Annotated in this window: 20 protein-coding genes; 17 read left to right on the top strand and 3 right to left on the bottom strand. The window is 36.5% G+C overall.

What is annotated here, in order from left to right:
• Genes M899_RS16485 through M899_RS16470 form a run of 4 tightly spaced genes read left to right on the top strand, consistent with a single transcriptional unit; the run spans position 1 to position 2,926 of the window.
• Entirely contained in the window at positions 1–189 is a 189-nt protein-coding gene (locus M899_RS16485; RefSeq protein ID WP_021272631.1) for a cbb3-type cytochrome oxidase subunit 3, read from the top strand.
• A 4-nt stretch (positions 190–193) separates the two neighbouring features.
• On the top strand, positions 194–796 hold the full coding sequence (locus M899_RS16480) for a c-type cytochrome (RefSeq protein ID WP_021272630.1): 603 nt from the start codon (positions 194–196) through the stop codon (positions 794–796).
• 32 nt (positions 797–828) lie between these two features.
• Positions 829–2,244 (top strand): cytochrome c oxidase accessory protein CcoG, encoded by a 1,416-nt coding sequence (ccoG, locus tag M899_RS16475; protein ID WP_021272610.1) that lies wholly within the window; start codon positions 829–831, stop codon positions 2,242–2,244.
• Positions 2,225–2,926 carry a sulfite exporter TauE/SafE family protein gene (locus M899_RS16470; RefSeq protein WP_021272614.1) on the top strand — a complete coding sequence of 234 codons (702 nt, stop codon included), beginning with the start codon at positions 2,225–2,227 and terminating at the stop codon, positions 2,924–2,926. The genes ccoG and M899_RS16470 overlap by 20 nt, the downstream gene beginning before the upstream one ends.
• A 161-nt stretch (positions 2,927–3,087) precedes the next feature.
• Here M899_RS16470 and M899_RS16465 read toward each other — a convergent pair whose 3' ends face one another.
• Positions 3,088–3,525 carry a universal stress protein gene (locus M899_RS16465; RefSeq protein WP_196801786.1) on the bottom strand — a complete coding sequence of 146 codons (438 nt, stop codon included), beginning with the start codon at positions 3,523–3,525 and terminating at the stop codon, positions 3,088–3,090.
• A gap of 192 nt (positions 3,526–3,717) precedes the next feature.
• On the opposite strand from M899_RS16465, the gene M899_RS16460 reads away from it, so the two are divergent.
• The 3 genes from M899_RS16460 to M899_RS16450 are packed head-to-tail and all read left to right on the top strand — an operon-like array spanning position 3,718 to position 6,137.
• Entirely contained in the window at positions 3,718–4,713 is a 996-nt protein-coding gene (locus tag M899_RS16460) for an amidoligase family protein (protein ID WP_034730088.1), read from the top strand.
• 43 nt (positions 4,714–4,756) lie between these two features.
• Positions 4,757–5,704 carry a fatty acid desaturase gene (locus M899_RS16455; protein ID WP_021272595.1) on the top strand — a complete coding sequence of 316 codons (948 nt, stop codon included), beginning with the start codon at positions 4,757–4,759 and terminating at the stop codon, positions 5,702–5,704.
• 1 nt (position 5,705) lies between these two features.
• Entirely contained in the window at positions 5,706–6,137 is a 432-nt protein-coding gene (locus M899_RS16450) for a thioredoxin family protein (RefSeq protein WP_021272602.1), read from the top strand.
• A 1-nt stretch (position 6,138) separates the two neighbouring features.
• On the opposite strand, the gene M899_RS16445 is transcribed toward M899_RS16450, so the two are convergent.
• Positions 6,139–6,789, bottom strand: a complete 651-nt coding sequence (locus M899_RS16445) for a hypothetical protein (protein WP_021272618.1) — start codon at positions 6,787–6,789, stop codon at positions 6,139–6,141.
• Positions 6,790–6,941: 152 nt separating this feature from the next.
• A complete protein-coding gene (locus M899_RS16440) occupies positions 6,942–7,415 on the bottom strand; it encodes a hypothetical protein (RefSeq protein WP_021272628.1) in 474 nt (157 codons plus the stop codon).
• A 113-nt stretch (positions 7,416–7,528) separates the two neighbouring features.
• Here M899_RS16440 and M899_RS16435 point away from each other — a divergent pair, with 113 nt between their 5' ends.
• The 10 genes from M899_RS16435 (at position 7,529) to M899_RS16390 (ending at position 16,465) form a co-directional block, all read left to right on the top strand.
• Positions 7,529–9,268 carry a cation:proton antiporter domain-containing protein gene (locus M899_RS16435; RefSeq protein WP_021272589.1) on the top strand — a complete coding sequence of 580 codons (1,740 nt, stop codon included), beginning with the start codon at positions 7,529–7,531 and terminating at the stop codon, positions 9,266–9,268.
• A gap of 1 nt (position 9,269) precedes the next feature.
• A complete protein-coding gene (locus tag M899_RS16430; RefSeq protein ID WP_021272600.1) occupies positions 9,270–9,911 on the top strand; it encodes a diacylglycerol/polyprenol kinase family protein in 642 nt (213 codons plus the stop codon).
• A 38-nt stretch (positions 9,912–9,949) separates the two neighbouring features.
• A complete protein-coding gene (locus M899_RS16425; protein ID WP_021272644.1) occupies positions 9,950–10,564 on the top strand; it encodes an alpha/beta hydrolase in 615 nt (204 codons plus the stop codon).
• Positions 10,565–10,911: 347 nt separating this feature from the next.
• Positions 10,912–12,330 carry a vWA domain-containing protein gene (locus M899_RS18115; RefSeq protein WP_021272607.1) on the top strand — a complete coding sequence of 473 codons (1,419 nt, stop codon included), beginning with the start codon at positions 10,912–10,914 and terminating at the stop codon, positions 12,328–12,330.
• Positions 12,331–12,332: 2 nt separating this feature from the next.
• On the top strand, positions 12,333–13,049 hold the full coding sequence (locus M899_RS16415; protein ID WP_021272634.1) for an outer membrane beta-barrel domain-containing protein: 717 nt from the start codon (positions 12,333–12,335) through the stop codon (positions 13,047–13,049).
• Between the two features lie 14 nt (positions 13,050–13,063).
• Positions 13,064–14,497 carry a hypothetical protein gene (locus tag M899_RS16410; RefSeq protein WP_021272606.1) on the top strand — a complete coding sequence of 478 codons (1,434 nt, stop codon included), beginning with the start codon at positions 13,064–13,066 and terminating at the stop codon, positions 14,495–14,497.
• 3 nt (positions 14,498–14,500) lie between these two features.
• Positions 14,501–14,755, top strand: coding sequence for a hypothetical protein (locus M899_RS16405; protein ID WP_021272591.1), 255 nt, complete (start codon positions 14,501–14,503; stop codon positions 14,753–14,755).
• A 13-nt stretch (positions 14,756–14,768) separates the two neighbouring features.
• On the top strand, positions 14,769–15,437 hold the full coding sequence (locus M899_RS16400; protein ID WP_021272625.1) for a MotA/TolQ/ExbB proton channel family protein: 669 nt from the start codon (positions 14,769–14,771) through the stop codon (positions 15,435–15,437).
• Positions 15,438–15,458: 21 nt separating this feature from the next.
• Entirely contained in the window at positions 15,459–15,926 is a 468-nt protein-coding gene (locus M899_RS16395) for an ExbD/TolR family protein (protein ID WP_021272629.1), read from the top strand.
• A gap of 14 nt (positions 15,927–15,940) precedes the next feature.
• Positions 15,941–16,465 (top strand): biopolymer transporter ExbD, encoded by a 525-nt coding sequence (locus tag M899_RS16390; protein ID WP_021272640.1) that lies wholly within the window; start codon positions 15,941–15,943, stop codon positions 16,463–16,465.
• The last annotated feature ends 6 nt before the right edge of the window (positions 16,466–16,471 follow it).

Below are 16,471 nucleotides of genomic sequence, written 5' to 3'. Positions count from 1 at the left end.
ATGTTTAAGGAAATAATGGGAAATATCGGGGCCATCTGGCCAACACTTGGACTCTTTCTTTTCTTTGGCGTCTTTTTAGGCGCCCTCTTCTGGACTCTTAGAAAAGGAAGCTCTGAGATTTACTCCGAGGCCCAGGCTTTACCTTTAGAAGATGGAAAAACTGAAAAAGTAAGTAGCAAGGGAGCATAGTTTTATGAGTGACAGCAAAAAAGATCTTCATCTTCTTGAAGATGAAAAACATCTGGTTCTTGACCACGATTACGATGGTATCCATGAACTAAACCACCCCCTACCAAGCTGGTGGGTTGGTATTTGGATCATCTCAATCGTTTTTAGTATTCCTTATTTCATGTACTACCACATTGCTGGTGGAGATGGATTAAGAGCAACTTATGTAAAAGATATGGATAAACTAAGTGTCATTAAAGCTGAACAGGCCAAACTTCTTGGAGTTTTTGATGTGGAAGACTACAAGACTTGGCTATCAAACAATGATGGTGTGAAGCTAGGTGCAACAGTTTATGAAGAAAACTGTCTATCATGCCACGCTGAAGGCGGAGGTGGTGATATTGGTCCAAACTTAACAGATAAATTCTGGATCAATGCTAAAGACAGAACTCCAGAAGAGATTTACCCAGTAATCAACAAAGGTGTTGAAGAAAATGGTATGCCTGCCTGGGGAGAGGTTCTTTCGAAAGAAGATATGTACGCTGCCATGGCATATGTTATTTCACTTAAGGGGTCTACTCCTCCTAAGGCCAAAGAACCACAAGGTGAAAATATAGAACACGAGTAGAAGTTAAAGCCAAAAAAAAGGGAAGATTAAAAATGGCCAGTAATAAATTTGAACTACACGAATCCAGACTTGCAACGACTGGAGAACACGGAGAGAGGGTTTATATACACCCTGAAGATGTAAAAGGTGTATGGAGAAATCGCAGAACTGTTTTTTACTGGTTTTTAATCTTCCTCTATATGGTACTGCCATGGATTAATATCGGGGGGAAACAATCAATTCTCCTCGATATACCAGGAAGAGAATTCACTTTCTTTGGAAATACATTCCTTGCCCACAATGCCCCACTACTTATCTTTGTCTTCTTGGGCTTTGTTTTCACAATTGGATTTATCACTAGTATCTGGGGTCGAGTATGGTGTGGTTGGGCCTGCCCGCAAACTGTATTCATCGATACTATTTACAGAAAAATTGAGAGCTTCATCGAAGGGAATGCCAGACAAAGACAAAAGTTGTCTGCAGCTCCAATGTCATTTGAAAAACTCTGGAAAAAATCTATTAAATGGGTTCTTTTCCTAATTGTTTCCCTTCATATTACACACTCATTCTTAGGATATTTTGTAGGGGCCAGAAAATTATTTTGGATCACAATGGGTCCTCCTACTGAACATATGACACTCTTTATTTTCATGTGTCTAATCACTCTCCTATTCCTTCTTGATTTTGGATGGTTTAGAGAACAATTTTGTATCATTGCTTGTCCTTATGGCAGAATCCAATCAGTTATGATGGATGAACACTCTAAGGCCATTATTTATGATGAAAAACGTGGTGAACCTCGTCGTCAGCCAGGTATGAAAAAAGACGAGCACGGGGCCTGTATTAATTGTTATGCATGTGTTAAGGCCTGTCCAACAGGAATTGACATTAGACGTGGTGTTCAACTTGAATGTATTGCTTGTACAAATTGTATTGATGCTTGTGATGAAATAATGGATCACGTTGGTAGCCCACGCGGACTTATCCGCTACGACACTCAATCAAACCTTGAGGGAAAACCAACAAAATACTTGCGTCCACGCAACCTCATTTACTTAGCAGCAATGATTGGTATTTTCGTTACATTCATCTTCTCTCTAAAACTTTCGCAAGAATTTAGAGCAACACTAGTGCGTGGGTCTAACACAACTTTTAGTGAAGCTGTAAAAAGTGATGGTTCTATTGAAGTCGTTAACCACTACAAAGTTAACATGGAAAATGAATCGTTAACAAATTACAACATCAGCTTAAGATTTAAAGACAAGTCACTTGAAGATAAGATCACTATCGTTATGCCAAGAAATCCTGTAACTGTGGATAAGGCGTATTTTAAAACGAATGTCTTCTTCAAATTTGAACCTTCTGTTTTAACAAATGGTTCTAAATCAATAATCATTGAATTTTTTGATACTAATTCAAATAATGTAGTACTTGAAAAGGAGGTTAAGCTTGCAGGACCTCTCAAATAGCATTGCTACAACATCGATCTATCTTCTCCCATGGGTTGCCCTACTTGCAGGGCTTGGGGGCTCCGTTCACTGTGTGGGTATGTGTGGTGGCCTAGTCACAGCATGTGCCCCAACTAAAAAAAGTGTTTTCACTTATCAGTTAGGACGCCTTGGGGGTTATTCTCTTCTTGCTCTACTTGGCGGATTCATTGGTGAGTTTTTACGACTGCGCTTAAGCACAGGGGCCTTATCTATTGTTCCGGCCTTGATGATTGGAACTATTCTGATTTTCTTTGGACTACAATCCCTTAGAGGAAAATCGGCCCATGTCAAATTGCCGAATTTTGTAGAATCAACTCACAGAAGTTTATGGAAAAAGGCCATGGTTGTTTTCAAAGATCAATATTCTGCCAAATCATTCACAGTGGGTCTTCTTTCAATCATGCTACCTTGTGGTCTTTTATATGGTGTGGTGATTAGCTTGAGTGCCCTTCAAAACCCTCTTCTGAGTGTTTTGATGATGTTCTTTTTCTGGTTAGGTACATTGCCGGCCATGGGCGTAGCACCAACCCTATTTAAAAAATTAATTTCTCCAATGCTACAGAAAATGCCAAAAGCTGGCGCCATTTTATTAATTTGCATAGGACTTATGACTATTTCATATCGTGTCTATGCCCTCTATCAAGTGCATAGTTGCCATTAGGATTGAACATGAGTGAAAAGAAAAAAGAAGAACGTGATCTCGATGGTTTTATGTTTGATGCATTATTAGTAACTGTAATCATCATCTTTCCTGCACTACTATTTTTTCTAACTTGGAAATTTTGGTAAAAAAAAGGCCACTATAAAGTGGCCATTTTTTTATTATCTCAAAGTCAGAAGATTTGCGGCCGAAAATTTATTCAAAAAACTAGTAAATGATCCTTCGAATACACCCTTAAGACCTTCTCTTTCTTTAGCAGCAGCAACAATCAATTCAACACCCTTATCCTCAGAGTACTGTAGGAAATCTTGCTTTGCATTTGGAGAGATCATACATTTAAGCTTAACGTTTTTGAAATCACCCAATCCGATATCTTTTTGAAGTTTAGCTAACTCATCTTGTACATTTTTTTCAATTTGTGAAATCTCATCAGCTGAAGGACGAAGAGAAGGTACAAAGTGCTCGGCCAAACTCATTTCAACAACATGAACTAAATGAATTTCAGTATCTGTTGGAAGAGAAAGTTTGCTTATTTTAGATAGAAGCGGCAGGGCCTTTTTATCAAAATCCACTGCAATCATAACCTTTTTAAAACTCATAAAAACCTCACTGGTGTTAAATACATTGTGATTATAGGCCGTAAATATTAAAAATGACATGATCTGCATCATTTTCCTGTGGATTTTCATCCAGAATTTCAATCACTTAGCACTGCACAATGACTAGACGGTCCACGTATTTATTTCACGCCAAGGGGCGCTCTCTTAAGAAATCTAATAAAATTGCCTGAAATGAAAATAATTAAATCCCTGCTCTTCATTCTCGCGCTCTCGTTTAATTCGCTCACATTTGCCAATGAGTGCTTTACCCTTATTAGTAAGGTCTTCAAAGAAACTGAACAAATGACCAAAGTTCTCACATTTAAACCAGGCCAAACTCTTGGAATGGAGTTTGAGGGTACGGTTAGCGAAGGACTATCAAATTTCGATATCGCAATCATCATCAAAGACCTTTATAGAAACTCAGGTTTAGATGCCATTGTTGTTAAAGATACAGAAGAAGAATCAGCTTACAAAGTAGTCTTCACTCAAAATAATAGGGAAAGAAGTTTAACTGTTTTAGATGATGTCTCACTAAATAACACGAAGTCTGGAAAAGGCATTGAGATCACTTCCCCCGTCATGACAAGTGAAGAAGATGTTCTTTTGTATACCTCTACACTACAGCAATTGAAACACGCTAATATTTTAAAAACAGAAGATGAGCTCGGCGGTATTCATCTGCACTATGGTGTTCCGAATTTAACAATAGGCCAATTAAAAACAGTGATGAAATTCTTCTATCTCAACTCACAAACAGTGAAGAGTGCCTTTAAAATGAAACCATCTAGAATGCAAATCGATGCGATGAGTATGGTGGCGCCAATTGATAATTTAGAAAATTATCAATCGAAAAATCTTGTAAGCGAAACAGATTTAAAAGTCTTTTTCCCAAAAAGTATTATTCGCTATAAAGAAGAAATTGGCACACTTGAACTTCGTGTGTTCAATAGTTCTCTCGATCTAAATGAGCAGTTAAAAGATATTAATTTTACCTTAAGAGTCTTTGATACAATACTTGCTGCCGATGAAGAATTGTCGCAAAAAATCACTGAAGTTTATAAGTATGCGCGCCTTAGAATGGACCCAGAGCAAGTAAAGTTCTATTCAGGACTTCATGATAATGAAATTGATAGTGAGGGCGATCCCTACTTACAATCACTCTTTGCGTTAATTTCAGAACAATGACAAAGAGCAAATAACAAGTTATGATTTTCATGTTGGAGATAACATGAGACATGACTTTACTTACACAACAGAAAGTAACCCCCATGGCATTCGTTCAAAGGCCATATTAAAAAAGTACCCGCATATTAGGGACCTCATTCGGCCATACCCTCTTTCTGCTCTTTATATCATTCTTATCACCTTAGGGCAGATTACCATTGCTTATTATGTTAATGATAAAAGTATTTGGGTCATGCTTAGTTTCGCATTTATTGTTGGCGCTATTGCAAACCACGCTCTTTTTGTCATGATTCACGAGGCCTGTCACAATGCAATTTTCAAGGGAAATACCGCAAATAAAGTCATTGGTATCGTATGCAATTTAGCACAAGGATTTCCAAGTGCTATTGGTTTTAGAACATTCCATCTTGTTCATCATTCCAATTTAAATGAACTTGATTATGATGCCGATCTTGCTTTTCATTTTGAGGCCAAGCTCGTTAAAAATATTTGGTGGCGTAAAGTTATTTGGTATCTCCTTTTTATGTTCATTGAGGCAGTAAGGCCTATGAAACTTAAAAACACGAAACTTTTTGATGGCTGGGTGTTTTTAAATATTGTCATCGTCATTGCTTTTAATATTCTGATTTATCTAATGATTGGACCCATGGCGCTTTATTACATTCTAATTTCGACCTTCTTCAGTGTTGGTCTTCATCCTGTTGGTGCAAGATGGATACAAGAACACTACACATACAAAGAAGGACAAGAGACCTACAGCTACTATGGACCTTTAAATAAACTTAGCTTTAATATTGGCTACCATAATGAACACCATGATTTCTTAAAAATACCATGGGTCTACTTACCAAAGGTTCGTGCTATTGCACCTGAGTACTACAACGACCTCTACTATCATACATCATGGACAAAAGTTCTTTTTGACTTTATCTTTAATAAGAATATTGATTTATACATGAGAATTGTAAGAAAAAAGAGAAGTCACGCGTAATATGGATACTAAATTAACTCTAGAAAATTTTGATGCTCAAATAAGCTCCCAACGAAAACCCTTTGCCATAAAATTTGGTTCAACAACATGTGGACCATGTAATACAATGGCGCCAGTTCTCGACAAAGTCAGAACTGAAAATCCTCATTTCATGGTTTTTGAAGTTGATACCGATGAAGAACCAGAGCTTGCTTCTCACTTTGGAATCAGGGCAGTTCCAACGATTCATATTTGTGAGGACAGAGAGATTCTCTATAGTTTCCATGGAATTACGCCGTATCGTGATATTCAATACCTAATAGATAATATCAATGATCCACATTTCAGAACTCATGGATCATTTAAAACTAGCGATCAAAAAAAGAGTTATACATTCGAACTTATTGTTCTTGTACTTATTGCTCTTTTTGCATCTTTATTTATTTTCCTATGATTTAGGCCACGAGGCGCTCAATTCTATTGCGATAGAAAAGAGCGACATTTTTCATTTTCAATTTATTATAGGCAAATTCTAAAACTTCATAATAAGCACGTGGAGCACTCGTAACTTTTGATGCACGGCTTATGTGCCATATGGCCTTCTCAACCTCTCCTAGGGCCGCTTGATAAAGTGTGTGGTATAAATCCGTAATTTCTTTTGCATCAAAATATAAAGAAGCTTCGTGTAAATAATGTTCTGCAATTTTTAATTCTTTTCTTTGTTTTGAAATATCTCCCGACTCAAGAGAGCTTTCAAAATGGCAAATAGAAAGGCCTAAATAGGCCAAGTAGATCTGATCTTGCTTATCTTTTTTATGTTCATTTTGAACAATACAATTGTAAAAATACTTAGAAATTTTTTTAGTATTTTCAATCTGAGAAAAGTCATTTTTTCGTCCTAGCGAAATGGCAACGGCCAGACATTCGAGGCCAGAGAGAAATTCTATATTTGTATGAACCCAAAGTTCGCAATCACGTGCAGAGAATTTTTCGAGTAGATTAAATGCTTCTATGTCAAAAAGACTAAAAGCAGGTAGTTTTGATAAATAACGATGAAGATTCTTAGTGTAAAAACTTAAAAAAACATTAACTGGTTTTTTTGTCATAGACAACCCTCTTATATTCTTCCCCTTTTAGATCCTTGCCTATTATCTCTATCTGAAGAGTAGGATCAAATTCAAAGAAATAAGAAAAAATTAAAACGAATCTTTAAGTACTTAAAGAATTCACGCCAACAAAAAACGCCAATTTTGAATAATTACTTCGGGCAATCGCGCATTAAGCGCAAAAGCTCAGGATCTTCTTTTTCGATAAGTGGTCGCAAAAAACGCACAACGGACCCATTTTGACTAATGATACTTACCAAACGACATAGGCCCTGATTATCATCACCTACGGGGTTAACAATCTTTGCACTAAGAATATCGAATTTAGTATTATAAAAGAATTTGAATAAAATCTCTCTATACTCTACTGAGACATATTTTCCAGACATGGATTCAACCTGATTTCCTAGCTCATCATCATGAATTGAAAATTCCCAAGTCAAATTTTCACCACTACCAAGATCAAGGATCCCTTCGTAAGTTTTGAATAGATAACCTTTTCTCTTAAGCTCGACAATCTTACCTGAGCGCATTCCACTAGAGATAGGATAATGAAGAACGCCGTATCCTAGTCCCACGAAAATAACGACAAGAATGAGTAAGTAAAAAAAGATTTTCTTTTTCATGAATTCCCCAATGTATTGATCAAGTTAAGTCTAATGAACTTCACATGAAATGAGTATAAAAAAGATGACTCACAGGGCATTTTTGGTAAAATAATGGCAACCAAGGTGAAAACATGACAGTAACTCCCAGGCAACTTGACTTAATTGTTCCAGCATTAGGTGTGGCACTTTTTCTGTGTCTCGTCGGTAGAAATTTTGCAAAGCAATTTCATATTCCAAAAGTATCTGTTTTCATACTTATTGGCCTACTCTTAGGCCCAACTGGTCTCAATCTTATAAAAGAAGAAATGGTCTCCTCGTTGAATATCTTCTCAGAGGCCGCACTGGGGATGATTTTATTCAATATTGGTGGAGCATTTAATAAAGATTTAGTTGCAAAAATAGATCGCCATAGACTGACCTATACAGTGCTTATGGCCCACCTTGTTTTCTTCTTTGTCTTTATCTTCTTCTTTTTATTAAGTTCATTCGTTCCAAGCTTGGCGCTTGTTGATAGACTTATTATAGGCGTATTTCTCTCAGTCATCTCAATTGAAGCAGCACCTCCGACAACACTGTTAGTGATGAAAGAATTTAATGCCAAAGGGCCTGTAACAGAGATTATTATGTCCTACCTGGCCATTGGAACCTTCATGGCCATCATTGGAGCAAAGGTCCTCACATTTATACTTGAAGCTTCGGGCCTTTGGGCAAGTACTGGGAATGATCTTTGGTTGCAATTTATATCTGTTGTTTGGAGTATCTTTGGGTCACTAATTTCTGGTGTAATCATGGGAATTGCTATTAGCTATTGGGAAAGAAAAGAAAACAACTTTGGTGATATCTTTTTTGTAATTGTGACTGCCATTGTCTTTGGTCAAAGCTTGGCGCATTTTCTAAAATTTGACCCCCTACTGATTTCTTTAACTCTTGGATTCACTCTCGTAAACACAAGTAATGTTGGCCAAAAGATACATGCTTCTTTCCAAAATATGGGACTATCCATTTATGCGCTTTTTTTCGTAATTGCTGGTGCCCATATTCATTTACAAGAACAAATCCCGCAGATGGGAATCATTGGAGTCAGCTACATTATTGCAAGAGTACTTGCAGTACAAATTTCAGCAAGATTAAGTAATAAAATAGCCTTGAAAGAATTGAATATAGGAAAATATGTTGGAACAAGTGTACTCTCCCATGCAGGGGCGGCCATTGCCATTGTAACAGCACTGGCGCCAAGAGAAGAGAAAACGGCAAATTCAATTGTTCTCATAATTATGACATCAATCTTTGTTTTTGAAATCATTGGTCCCCTTCTATTAAGGAAATCACTGTTTGAGGCAAAAGAAGCTATTCCAGAAAATACAGGAGACAATAAACAAACTCTTAAAACAAGTATTTCAGTACGTGGACTCATTAAAAATCTTCTTACAAACACGGGTTTGATTACACAGGCGCAAAAAGAAGAAACATTCAATACCATAAAATCTCTTGTGGCCACAGATGTCGTGGCCATCAAAAAAAATGCTCCTCTCCAAACAGTAAAGAAATACGTCGATCAAAACTATAACTTCTATCCAGTCGTCGATGATGACCAACGCTTTATAGGGCTCATTAGTATTGATGTTTTAAAAAGCTATTTGAATGAAGAAAACACAAGTTTTATTTTGGCCGAAACACTTGTAAAGGAAACTTTCGCATTGAACGATAATACAACCTTCAATGAGGCCCTTCAGGCCTTTGAAAATGAGAAGGCCTCTCGCTTACCTGTTATTCATAATGCGACGAAAAAGTTTCTCGGAATCCTTTACTATAAAGACTTATTACTCCATATTGATAAAATGAAAAAAGACCCTAAACTCATAGGAAATTAAAATGGATGAAGGAAAAAAAGTAGTTGCCACAAGAAGCGACCTCCATCTGCCAAGACGCATGTTTCACCTTACGATGGGTGTATCGTGTGGGACAATATATGCCCTTTTTCTGACACATAATCAGGCCGTTTATATTCTAGGTATCTGCGCCTCTTTACTTTATATCTTTGAACAAGTTCGATTGAATTACCCAGAATATAGTGGTCAATTTGCAAAAGTAACTCACTACTTTTTAAGAGCAGAAGAACAACTAAAAGAATCTGCCAGCGTTCCCTTTGTTATGGGTATGCTTCTTACAATCCTTACTTTTCCTAAGGCCGTATCACTAATTGCGATTTACACCTTGGCCATCTCTGATCCTTTATCAGCAATTGTGGGAATTAAGTATGGGCGAACAAAAATAGTCCCCCACAAGTCTCTTGAAGGTTCTGCCGCCTTTTTCATTTCATGTTTTATAATTATTTGTGCCGTCTATAGCGAAGAGTTCAACAATGGCCCTATCACAGTATTATTTGTGGCCTTTGCTGTATCATTTTGTGTGACCGTTTTTGAGATGCTACCTATCAAGCTAGATGATAATTTAACAATTCCTATTTTCACAGCAATAGCAACTTGGATTGCCTCTGCACTATTTGTTATATGAGTAGAGAAATTGATCAAAAAATAACAATGGAAATCCCTATGAAAATACAACTTCATGGGAATGAAAAGAATCCAAAGAGAGTCTATCTCCTGTTGCATGGTTTTTCTTTAACTGGAAAATTCATGTTGGATTTTTTCAAATCAATTGCCCATGAAGACGATTTAATCATTTCTCCCAATGCTCCCTTTCCTTCTCCCGTTCGATCAAAAGGTGAATTCCTAGAGGGCTACTCTTGGTTTTTCTATGATGTAAAAAAAGATCAATTCTTTATTGAATACGAAACAGCTGCGAAGGCCGTTGTTGATGGCGTTGAAAAATACATACCAAAAAATAGCGAAGTCATTATTGTTGGCTACTCACAAGGTGGATACCTTAGTCCATTTGTTGCTAACAAATTAGCACAGACCAAAGCGATAATCTGCGTGGCGTCCTCATCACGTGTAGAGCTTCTTGAGAAAAAACTGAATTTTGAGATTTATACGATAAATGGAAGTTTAGATACCATTGTCGATTTTGAAAAGGCCATTAAACGTATGGAAGAACTCGTTTCCAGAGGTACTAAAGGCCAAAGTTACATCATCGAAAATAATCATCGCCTAGACCCTGAATACTTAAGAACTGTCAAAAACATCCTGAAAGAGCATCTTTCATAGGAAATTTCATTGCTCATATTAGGCAGTTACAAAGCTGTGCCACTGCATTTGGGCGGAAATTAAAAACACCCCCTCTCTAAACAAATTCACAATTACCTGACATTTTAGGGTATTTAACTAGCGAAAAATAAAAAGATTGTTAGAGATTTTTAAAAAACAATTTTGCCAATTCGTTTACTTAAATTACAGATTTGCTAATCTTGCCTTGAAGTAGAAAAGGATTTCAAACTGCTCTGATTTTGTTGTTGTCCGTAAGTGGTAATTGTACGTCCGTCGTTCACAAAATCTGAGAGTTGCCGGAAAGTGTGAATTAAATTTCACCAAGCCGCGTAAAGAGGAAGATCCTCATGAACGGCAATAAAGTAAACTCTCTTGTCTTAGGCCTATGTGCCACTTTTGTATTAGCTTCTTGTAATCAACAAGAGTTTTATGAAAAAGAAATTTTAAATGGTGCTGCTGTTGAAAAACCATCAGTAAATCTTCCAACAGACAATGGAAACATTGATGTGCCGGAAACTAATGGTTCAACTGGAGACAATGGCACAATTGATAACGGTGGTACTAACGGTGACGGTAGTATCAACGGAGATGGTGGAACTAACGGAGACGGTAGTACAAACGGTAGCGGTGGGACTAACGGCGATGGTAGTTCAAATGGTGATGGTGGCTCTAATGGCGACGGTAGTTCTAACGGTGACGGTGGAACAAACGGCGATGGTAGTACAAACGGCAACGGTGGTACTAACGGCGACGGTGGTTCAATTGGTGACAGTGGTTCTAACGGTGGCAACGGATCGATTGGAGACAATGGCTCTAATGGTGACGATGGAGGCAGCAATGGTGGTACTGATGGTGGTTCTGAAACTGATCCAGATGAAGGCGAAGAAAACCCAACAACACCAACTGTTGAGTACAAAACGCTTACAGACAGATTCGTTCAAAATGTAGAAGAACAAAACAAAGTTGATATCTTATGGGTTATCGATGATTCAGGTTCTATGGCAGATGAACAAGCGAGTCTGGGACGTAATTTCAACTCTTTTATTAGCGATTTCATCCAAAAAGATGTTGATTTCCAAATGGGAATCACAACTACAGATGCGACTTCTCGTCAAAACGGGAAATGGGTTTGTAATGATAAATTACTAGACTCACAATCAGCTAAAAAAGATGAAACTAAATTCTTACGTGACTTCGAAAGATGTGTAAATGTTGGAATTAAAGGAAGTGGATACGAAAAAGGTCTACATACTTCAGAATCATTTTTCAAAAAGTATGAGCTTCCTTCAAATAAAAAATTCTTGAGAGATGATGCATACCTTGTAATCGTTTACTTAAGTGATGAAGAAGACCAATCTTCTAAGTCAGTAGATGAATACCTGTCATTCTATAGAAGTCTTAAAAAGGATGAAGGTAAAGTAAAAATTTACAGTATCGTAACTAAAGAGAAAAACAGAAGTAATGAATCTCTAGGTCTACGCTACGTTGAGGCCTCTGAAAAAACAGGTGGTATGTCAGCAGATATCGAAGATGACTTCTACACTATCCTTGGAGACATGGGTGGGAAAATCGTAGACCTTCTTTCGAAATTTGCACTAGCACGTGTTCCTGCAACACAAGACATTAAAGTAAAAGTAAATGGAGAACTAGTTACATCAGGTTATGAACTTGATGCGCAAAGTGGTGCCGTGTCTTTCCTTGAAGGATATGTACCAGCTCCAGGATCGAATATTGAGATTGAGTATAAAGTATTAAAGGACAACTAACCATGAGCAAGCTTTTATCGACCTTCCTTCTTCTCACCATAATAAATGCCATGGTTATTGGCGAGGCCAGAGCTGAAGAAAAAGACCTGTATAAGTTTCTTTGGCTCGACCCCGACAAGTCGGTATATGTCTTACAAAATAAGGCATATCCTAAGAGAGGAACCACTTACATGGAGTTGGGGTTCCTCTCTCATTTATCTAATGAATATCAAGATACTATTGGTGGGCAAGCGAAGATTGGGCACTTTCTAAATGAAGAATGGGCCCTAGAAATCGATTATAAGTTGTACTCAAACAGTGACAATGATGCTGTAAAAAATATTAGACAAATTAACCAAACTGAACCGTTTATAAGAAAACCATTATCTACAACTTCTTTGTATGTAACATGGTCACCTTTCTACGGGAAGATTAATACTTTTAATAAAATTTTCTACTTTGATTGGCATTTCTCAGGTGGTTTATCACTAATCAACACTGAAAGTAATGCTGAAACAGTTGCTGATCCAAATAGACCTTCAGAATTTAAAAAAGAAAATTATGTAGGTCCATCAGCAAAAACAGGAGTGAGATTTCACTTAAAAAAGGGATTACATATCAACATTGATTACTCAAAAGACTTCTATAGAGCAAAAGGACCTATCGTCAATGGTCGTGAAGCAACACAGAAGTGGCGTAATCAATCAGATATCGTATTTTCAATTGGTTTCTCATTCTAATTAAGGCGGAAAGTGTGAAAGTATTGTTAACATTTCTTTTCATCATGGGTTCACAATCATTTGCTTCGTACAACAAAGCAAAAATGATTTATATCCAAGATCAATCAGTTGAAAAGAATTTGAAAATATTCAAAGAGCTCTTTCAATCTAAGTATTACTTAGCAAGTGCAACTTTTTTGAGAGAGTACATTGAAGCTGGAAATAATATTCCAGAAGAATTAACTGAATGGGTAGATACACTTGTTATTAAAACAGGACATGAAGTATTCGATTCAGTTAAAGCAGAGAGATTAATGGCACAACAAAGTTGGGCCCTTAAATTCGTTGCTTCAGAAAGACTATTTAAGGCCAATAGATTTAAAGAAGTGGTTCATTTACTCGCTCCATTTCCTGAAAATCATAAATTTGCACCTGAGGCAATTTTAACAAGAGGAATTGCTCAAAGTGCAATGAACAATATGACTGAAGGTAATAAATCTCTAGAAAGATGTGAAATCCTTGCTAAAGATCTTGCAAAAGATAATAAAAAAGAAAAGCTAGAAAGATACTACACAATTATCGCAGAAAAATGTTTGATCAATCGTGCTAGAAATTACTTTCAAGAAAAAAGTTACCAAAAGGCGATCTCACTTTACCATGAGATCCCAAAGACATCCTACACATGGCCATACACACTTATGGAAATGGCCTGGTCTCATTTTTACCTAGAAGACTACAACAGAGTTTTAGGACTTCTCGTAACTTACAAGGCCCCTCTCCTATCAAGCTACTTCTTTCCAGAAGCAGAATATTTGAGCGCCTTGAGTTATTTAAAAATGTGTCTTTATGATGATGCTGGTGTTGTTGTGGATAAATATGATTCATACTACCGCGAACAAACCAATGAACTTAAAAAGATATTAGCTGCAAATAAAAATTCGGATACTTACTTTTTAAAATTAACACTCGGTGAACTAAAAGAAAAAGAAGAAATGAATCCGTACATTAGAAACCTTGTGACTCAAGTACGTAAAAGAATTCGTTATTCACTTGATCTTATTAACTTAAAAAGATCAATTCTTGAAGAAATGGCTATCAAAAAACTAAAGCAAGATGCCTTTTCAAAAGAATTAGATGAAAGAATGTCGGCCGTAATCAACTGGAAGAGAAGAAAAATCAACCACTTCATCAAAAAAGAAATGTTTGATTTTATAAATGAAGTACACAGATTTAGCTATGAGCTCTTTAACGTATCACTTGAAGTTATAAGTAACAAAAAAGATCTTCTTTATAAGGGGCAATCATTAGCAAAAGAAAGAACAAGAGGTAGTGAGAAGAATATAAAAAGAAATGAATTACAACATTTCTGGACATTCCAAGGGTCATTTTGGGCAGACGAACTTGGAGACTACTCATTTGGACTTGAATCTAACTGTAAGTTACAAAAAGTCACAAGAGTAAGAAGGTAAAAAATGAAATACGCACTAATTGCAGCAATTTTATTCGTCACTTTTAAAATTGCCCTCGTTGAAGCTAAAGACAACGTCATCATTAAATATAAAAAATATGATGAGATTGACTTAGGAAACTTAGAAATTAAAGGAAATCTTCTAGCACCGGGAGATCTCTCAGTGCAAGAAAGAGAAAGAGTGAGATTTTCGAGAAAGCTTTATTTAAGAACAACATATAAAGATGAACAAGACAGGGATGTTTACTATCTAAGATAGAAGGAGAAGAAGTATGGAAAACGAAATTGCACAAGTCGCAACAGATAAATCATTCTTACAATCCCTTGCCCTTTTTATGGATGAGGGTGGAATATTCATGTGGATCATTTTTGTAGTATGGGCATTAGGTATTGCTGTAGCAGTAGAAAGACTAAAAAGCCTTATTTCATATGATCTAGATGGAAATAAGTTAATGGGATTAATTAAGAAAAATGTTCTAAGTAATAACGTGAAAGAGGCCATTCAAGTATGTTCAAACTCTAATGCCCTACTACCACAAGTTCTTAGATCAGGACTTAAAAGAGCAAACCAGGATAAAGACCAAATTCGTGATGCTATCGATGCCACAATTATGGAAATGGCCCCAAAAGTAGAAAAAAGAATGAACTATTTATCTTTAGCGGCAAACGTATCAACCCTAATAGGTCTTCTAGGTACGATTCAAGGTCTAATCGAATCATTTGCTGCGGTTGCTGGTGCAGATCCGTCAATGAAAGCAAAACTACTTGCACTAGGGATTTCGAAGGCCATGAATACAACAGCACTTGGTCTTATTTCAGCGATTAGTATCCTTGTTATTCACTCTTTTTTAACTAGTAAGGGTGAAAAGATTCTTAATGATATGGAACAGTATTCAATCAAGATCGTAGATCTTCTTGGTACTCAGAAAAAAGCATCTTAAGAGTTTTTGGGCGGGGTAAATATGAAAAGACAAATGAAGAAGGCCGAAAAATTGAACTTGATTCCCATCCTTGATGCGGTATTCATTTTCATTTTCTTCCTTCTTATGTCTGCCCAGTTCGTTGAAATCCATGAAATCAGAACAGACAGACCATTAGTGAAAGATGTGTCTGAAAAGAAAGATGATAAGCCACCATTGAATTTAACACTTAAAGTGACTAAGAATAATATCGATGTCATTACAGGTTTAGACGAAAAAGTGGTTAAAACAATCAAAATTGCTGAAGACGATAAATCACTGGAAGAACTAGGACAGACGTTAGGAAAAATTAAAGAGAAACACCCTGATGAGAAAACGATCATAATTAAACCGGCAAAAACCGTTAAATATGCTCAGATTATCAAGGTTGTAGATCATAGCAAATGGATTATTGCTGAAAATGGTATGGCCAAAGAGCTCTTTGAAAATGTCATTTTTGAATCAAATTAATTGAGGCAATAATTATGAGAAAGAGTAAAAAGAAATTTAACAAGAAAATGGCCGAAGCAGAGATTGATATTACATCACTCTTAGATATTCTTGTTATATTACTAGTATTCCTACTTAAAAATTATAATCCAAGTGATTTAAAGCTTGATCTTGTAAAGGATCTAAGTCTTGCAAGATCAAATTCAAAAGAACTTGGTGTGAAAACTCTTATTTTACAAGTCGATAAGAAGAACAATGTTTTTATTAACAACGAGATGGCCACAAATATCGTCTCTGAAGGAAATTGGAGAGGTATTTTAAGCTCAAAGCTAGCGAAATTATCAGAAGATAGCAAAAGAGAAATTGCTCAAATAAAAGGTGGAGACACTTCGAATATTCTAGGTAAAGAGCTATTGGCCAAAAAAGAAGAAAACTTAGAGAGAGTGAACATCGTATTACATGAGGAACTACCTTATGAAACGTTGGATAAAGTTATGCAAGTGGCTGCCACGTCAGGTTACCACAAGTTTAGCTTCATCGTTCAATCTAAGGCAAACTAAGAGTAT

The sequence above is a fragment of the Bacteriovorax sp. BSW11_IV genome (genome assembly GCF_000447755.1).
In the GTDB taxonomy this organism is placed as follows: Bacteria; Bdellovibrionota; Bacteriovoracia; order Bacteriovoracales; family Bacteriovoracaceae; genus BSW11-IV.
The sequence above is the reverse complement of the archived record's forward strand: the minus strand, read 5'-3'. Positions and strand labels throughout refer to the sequence as shown.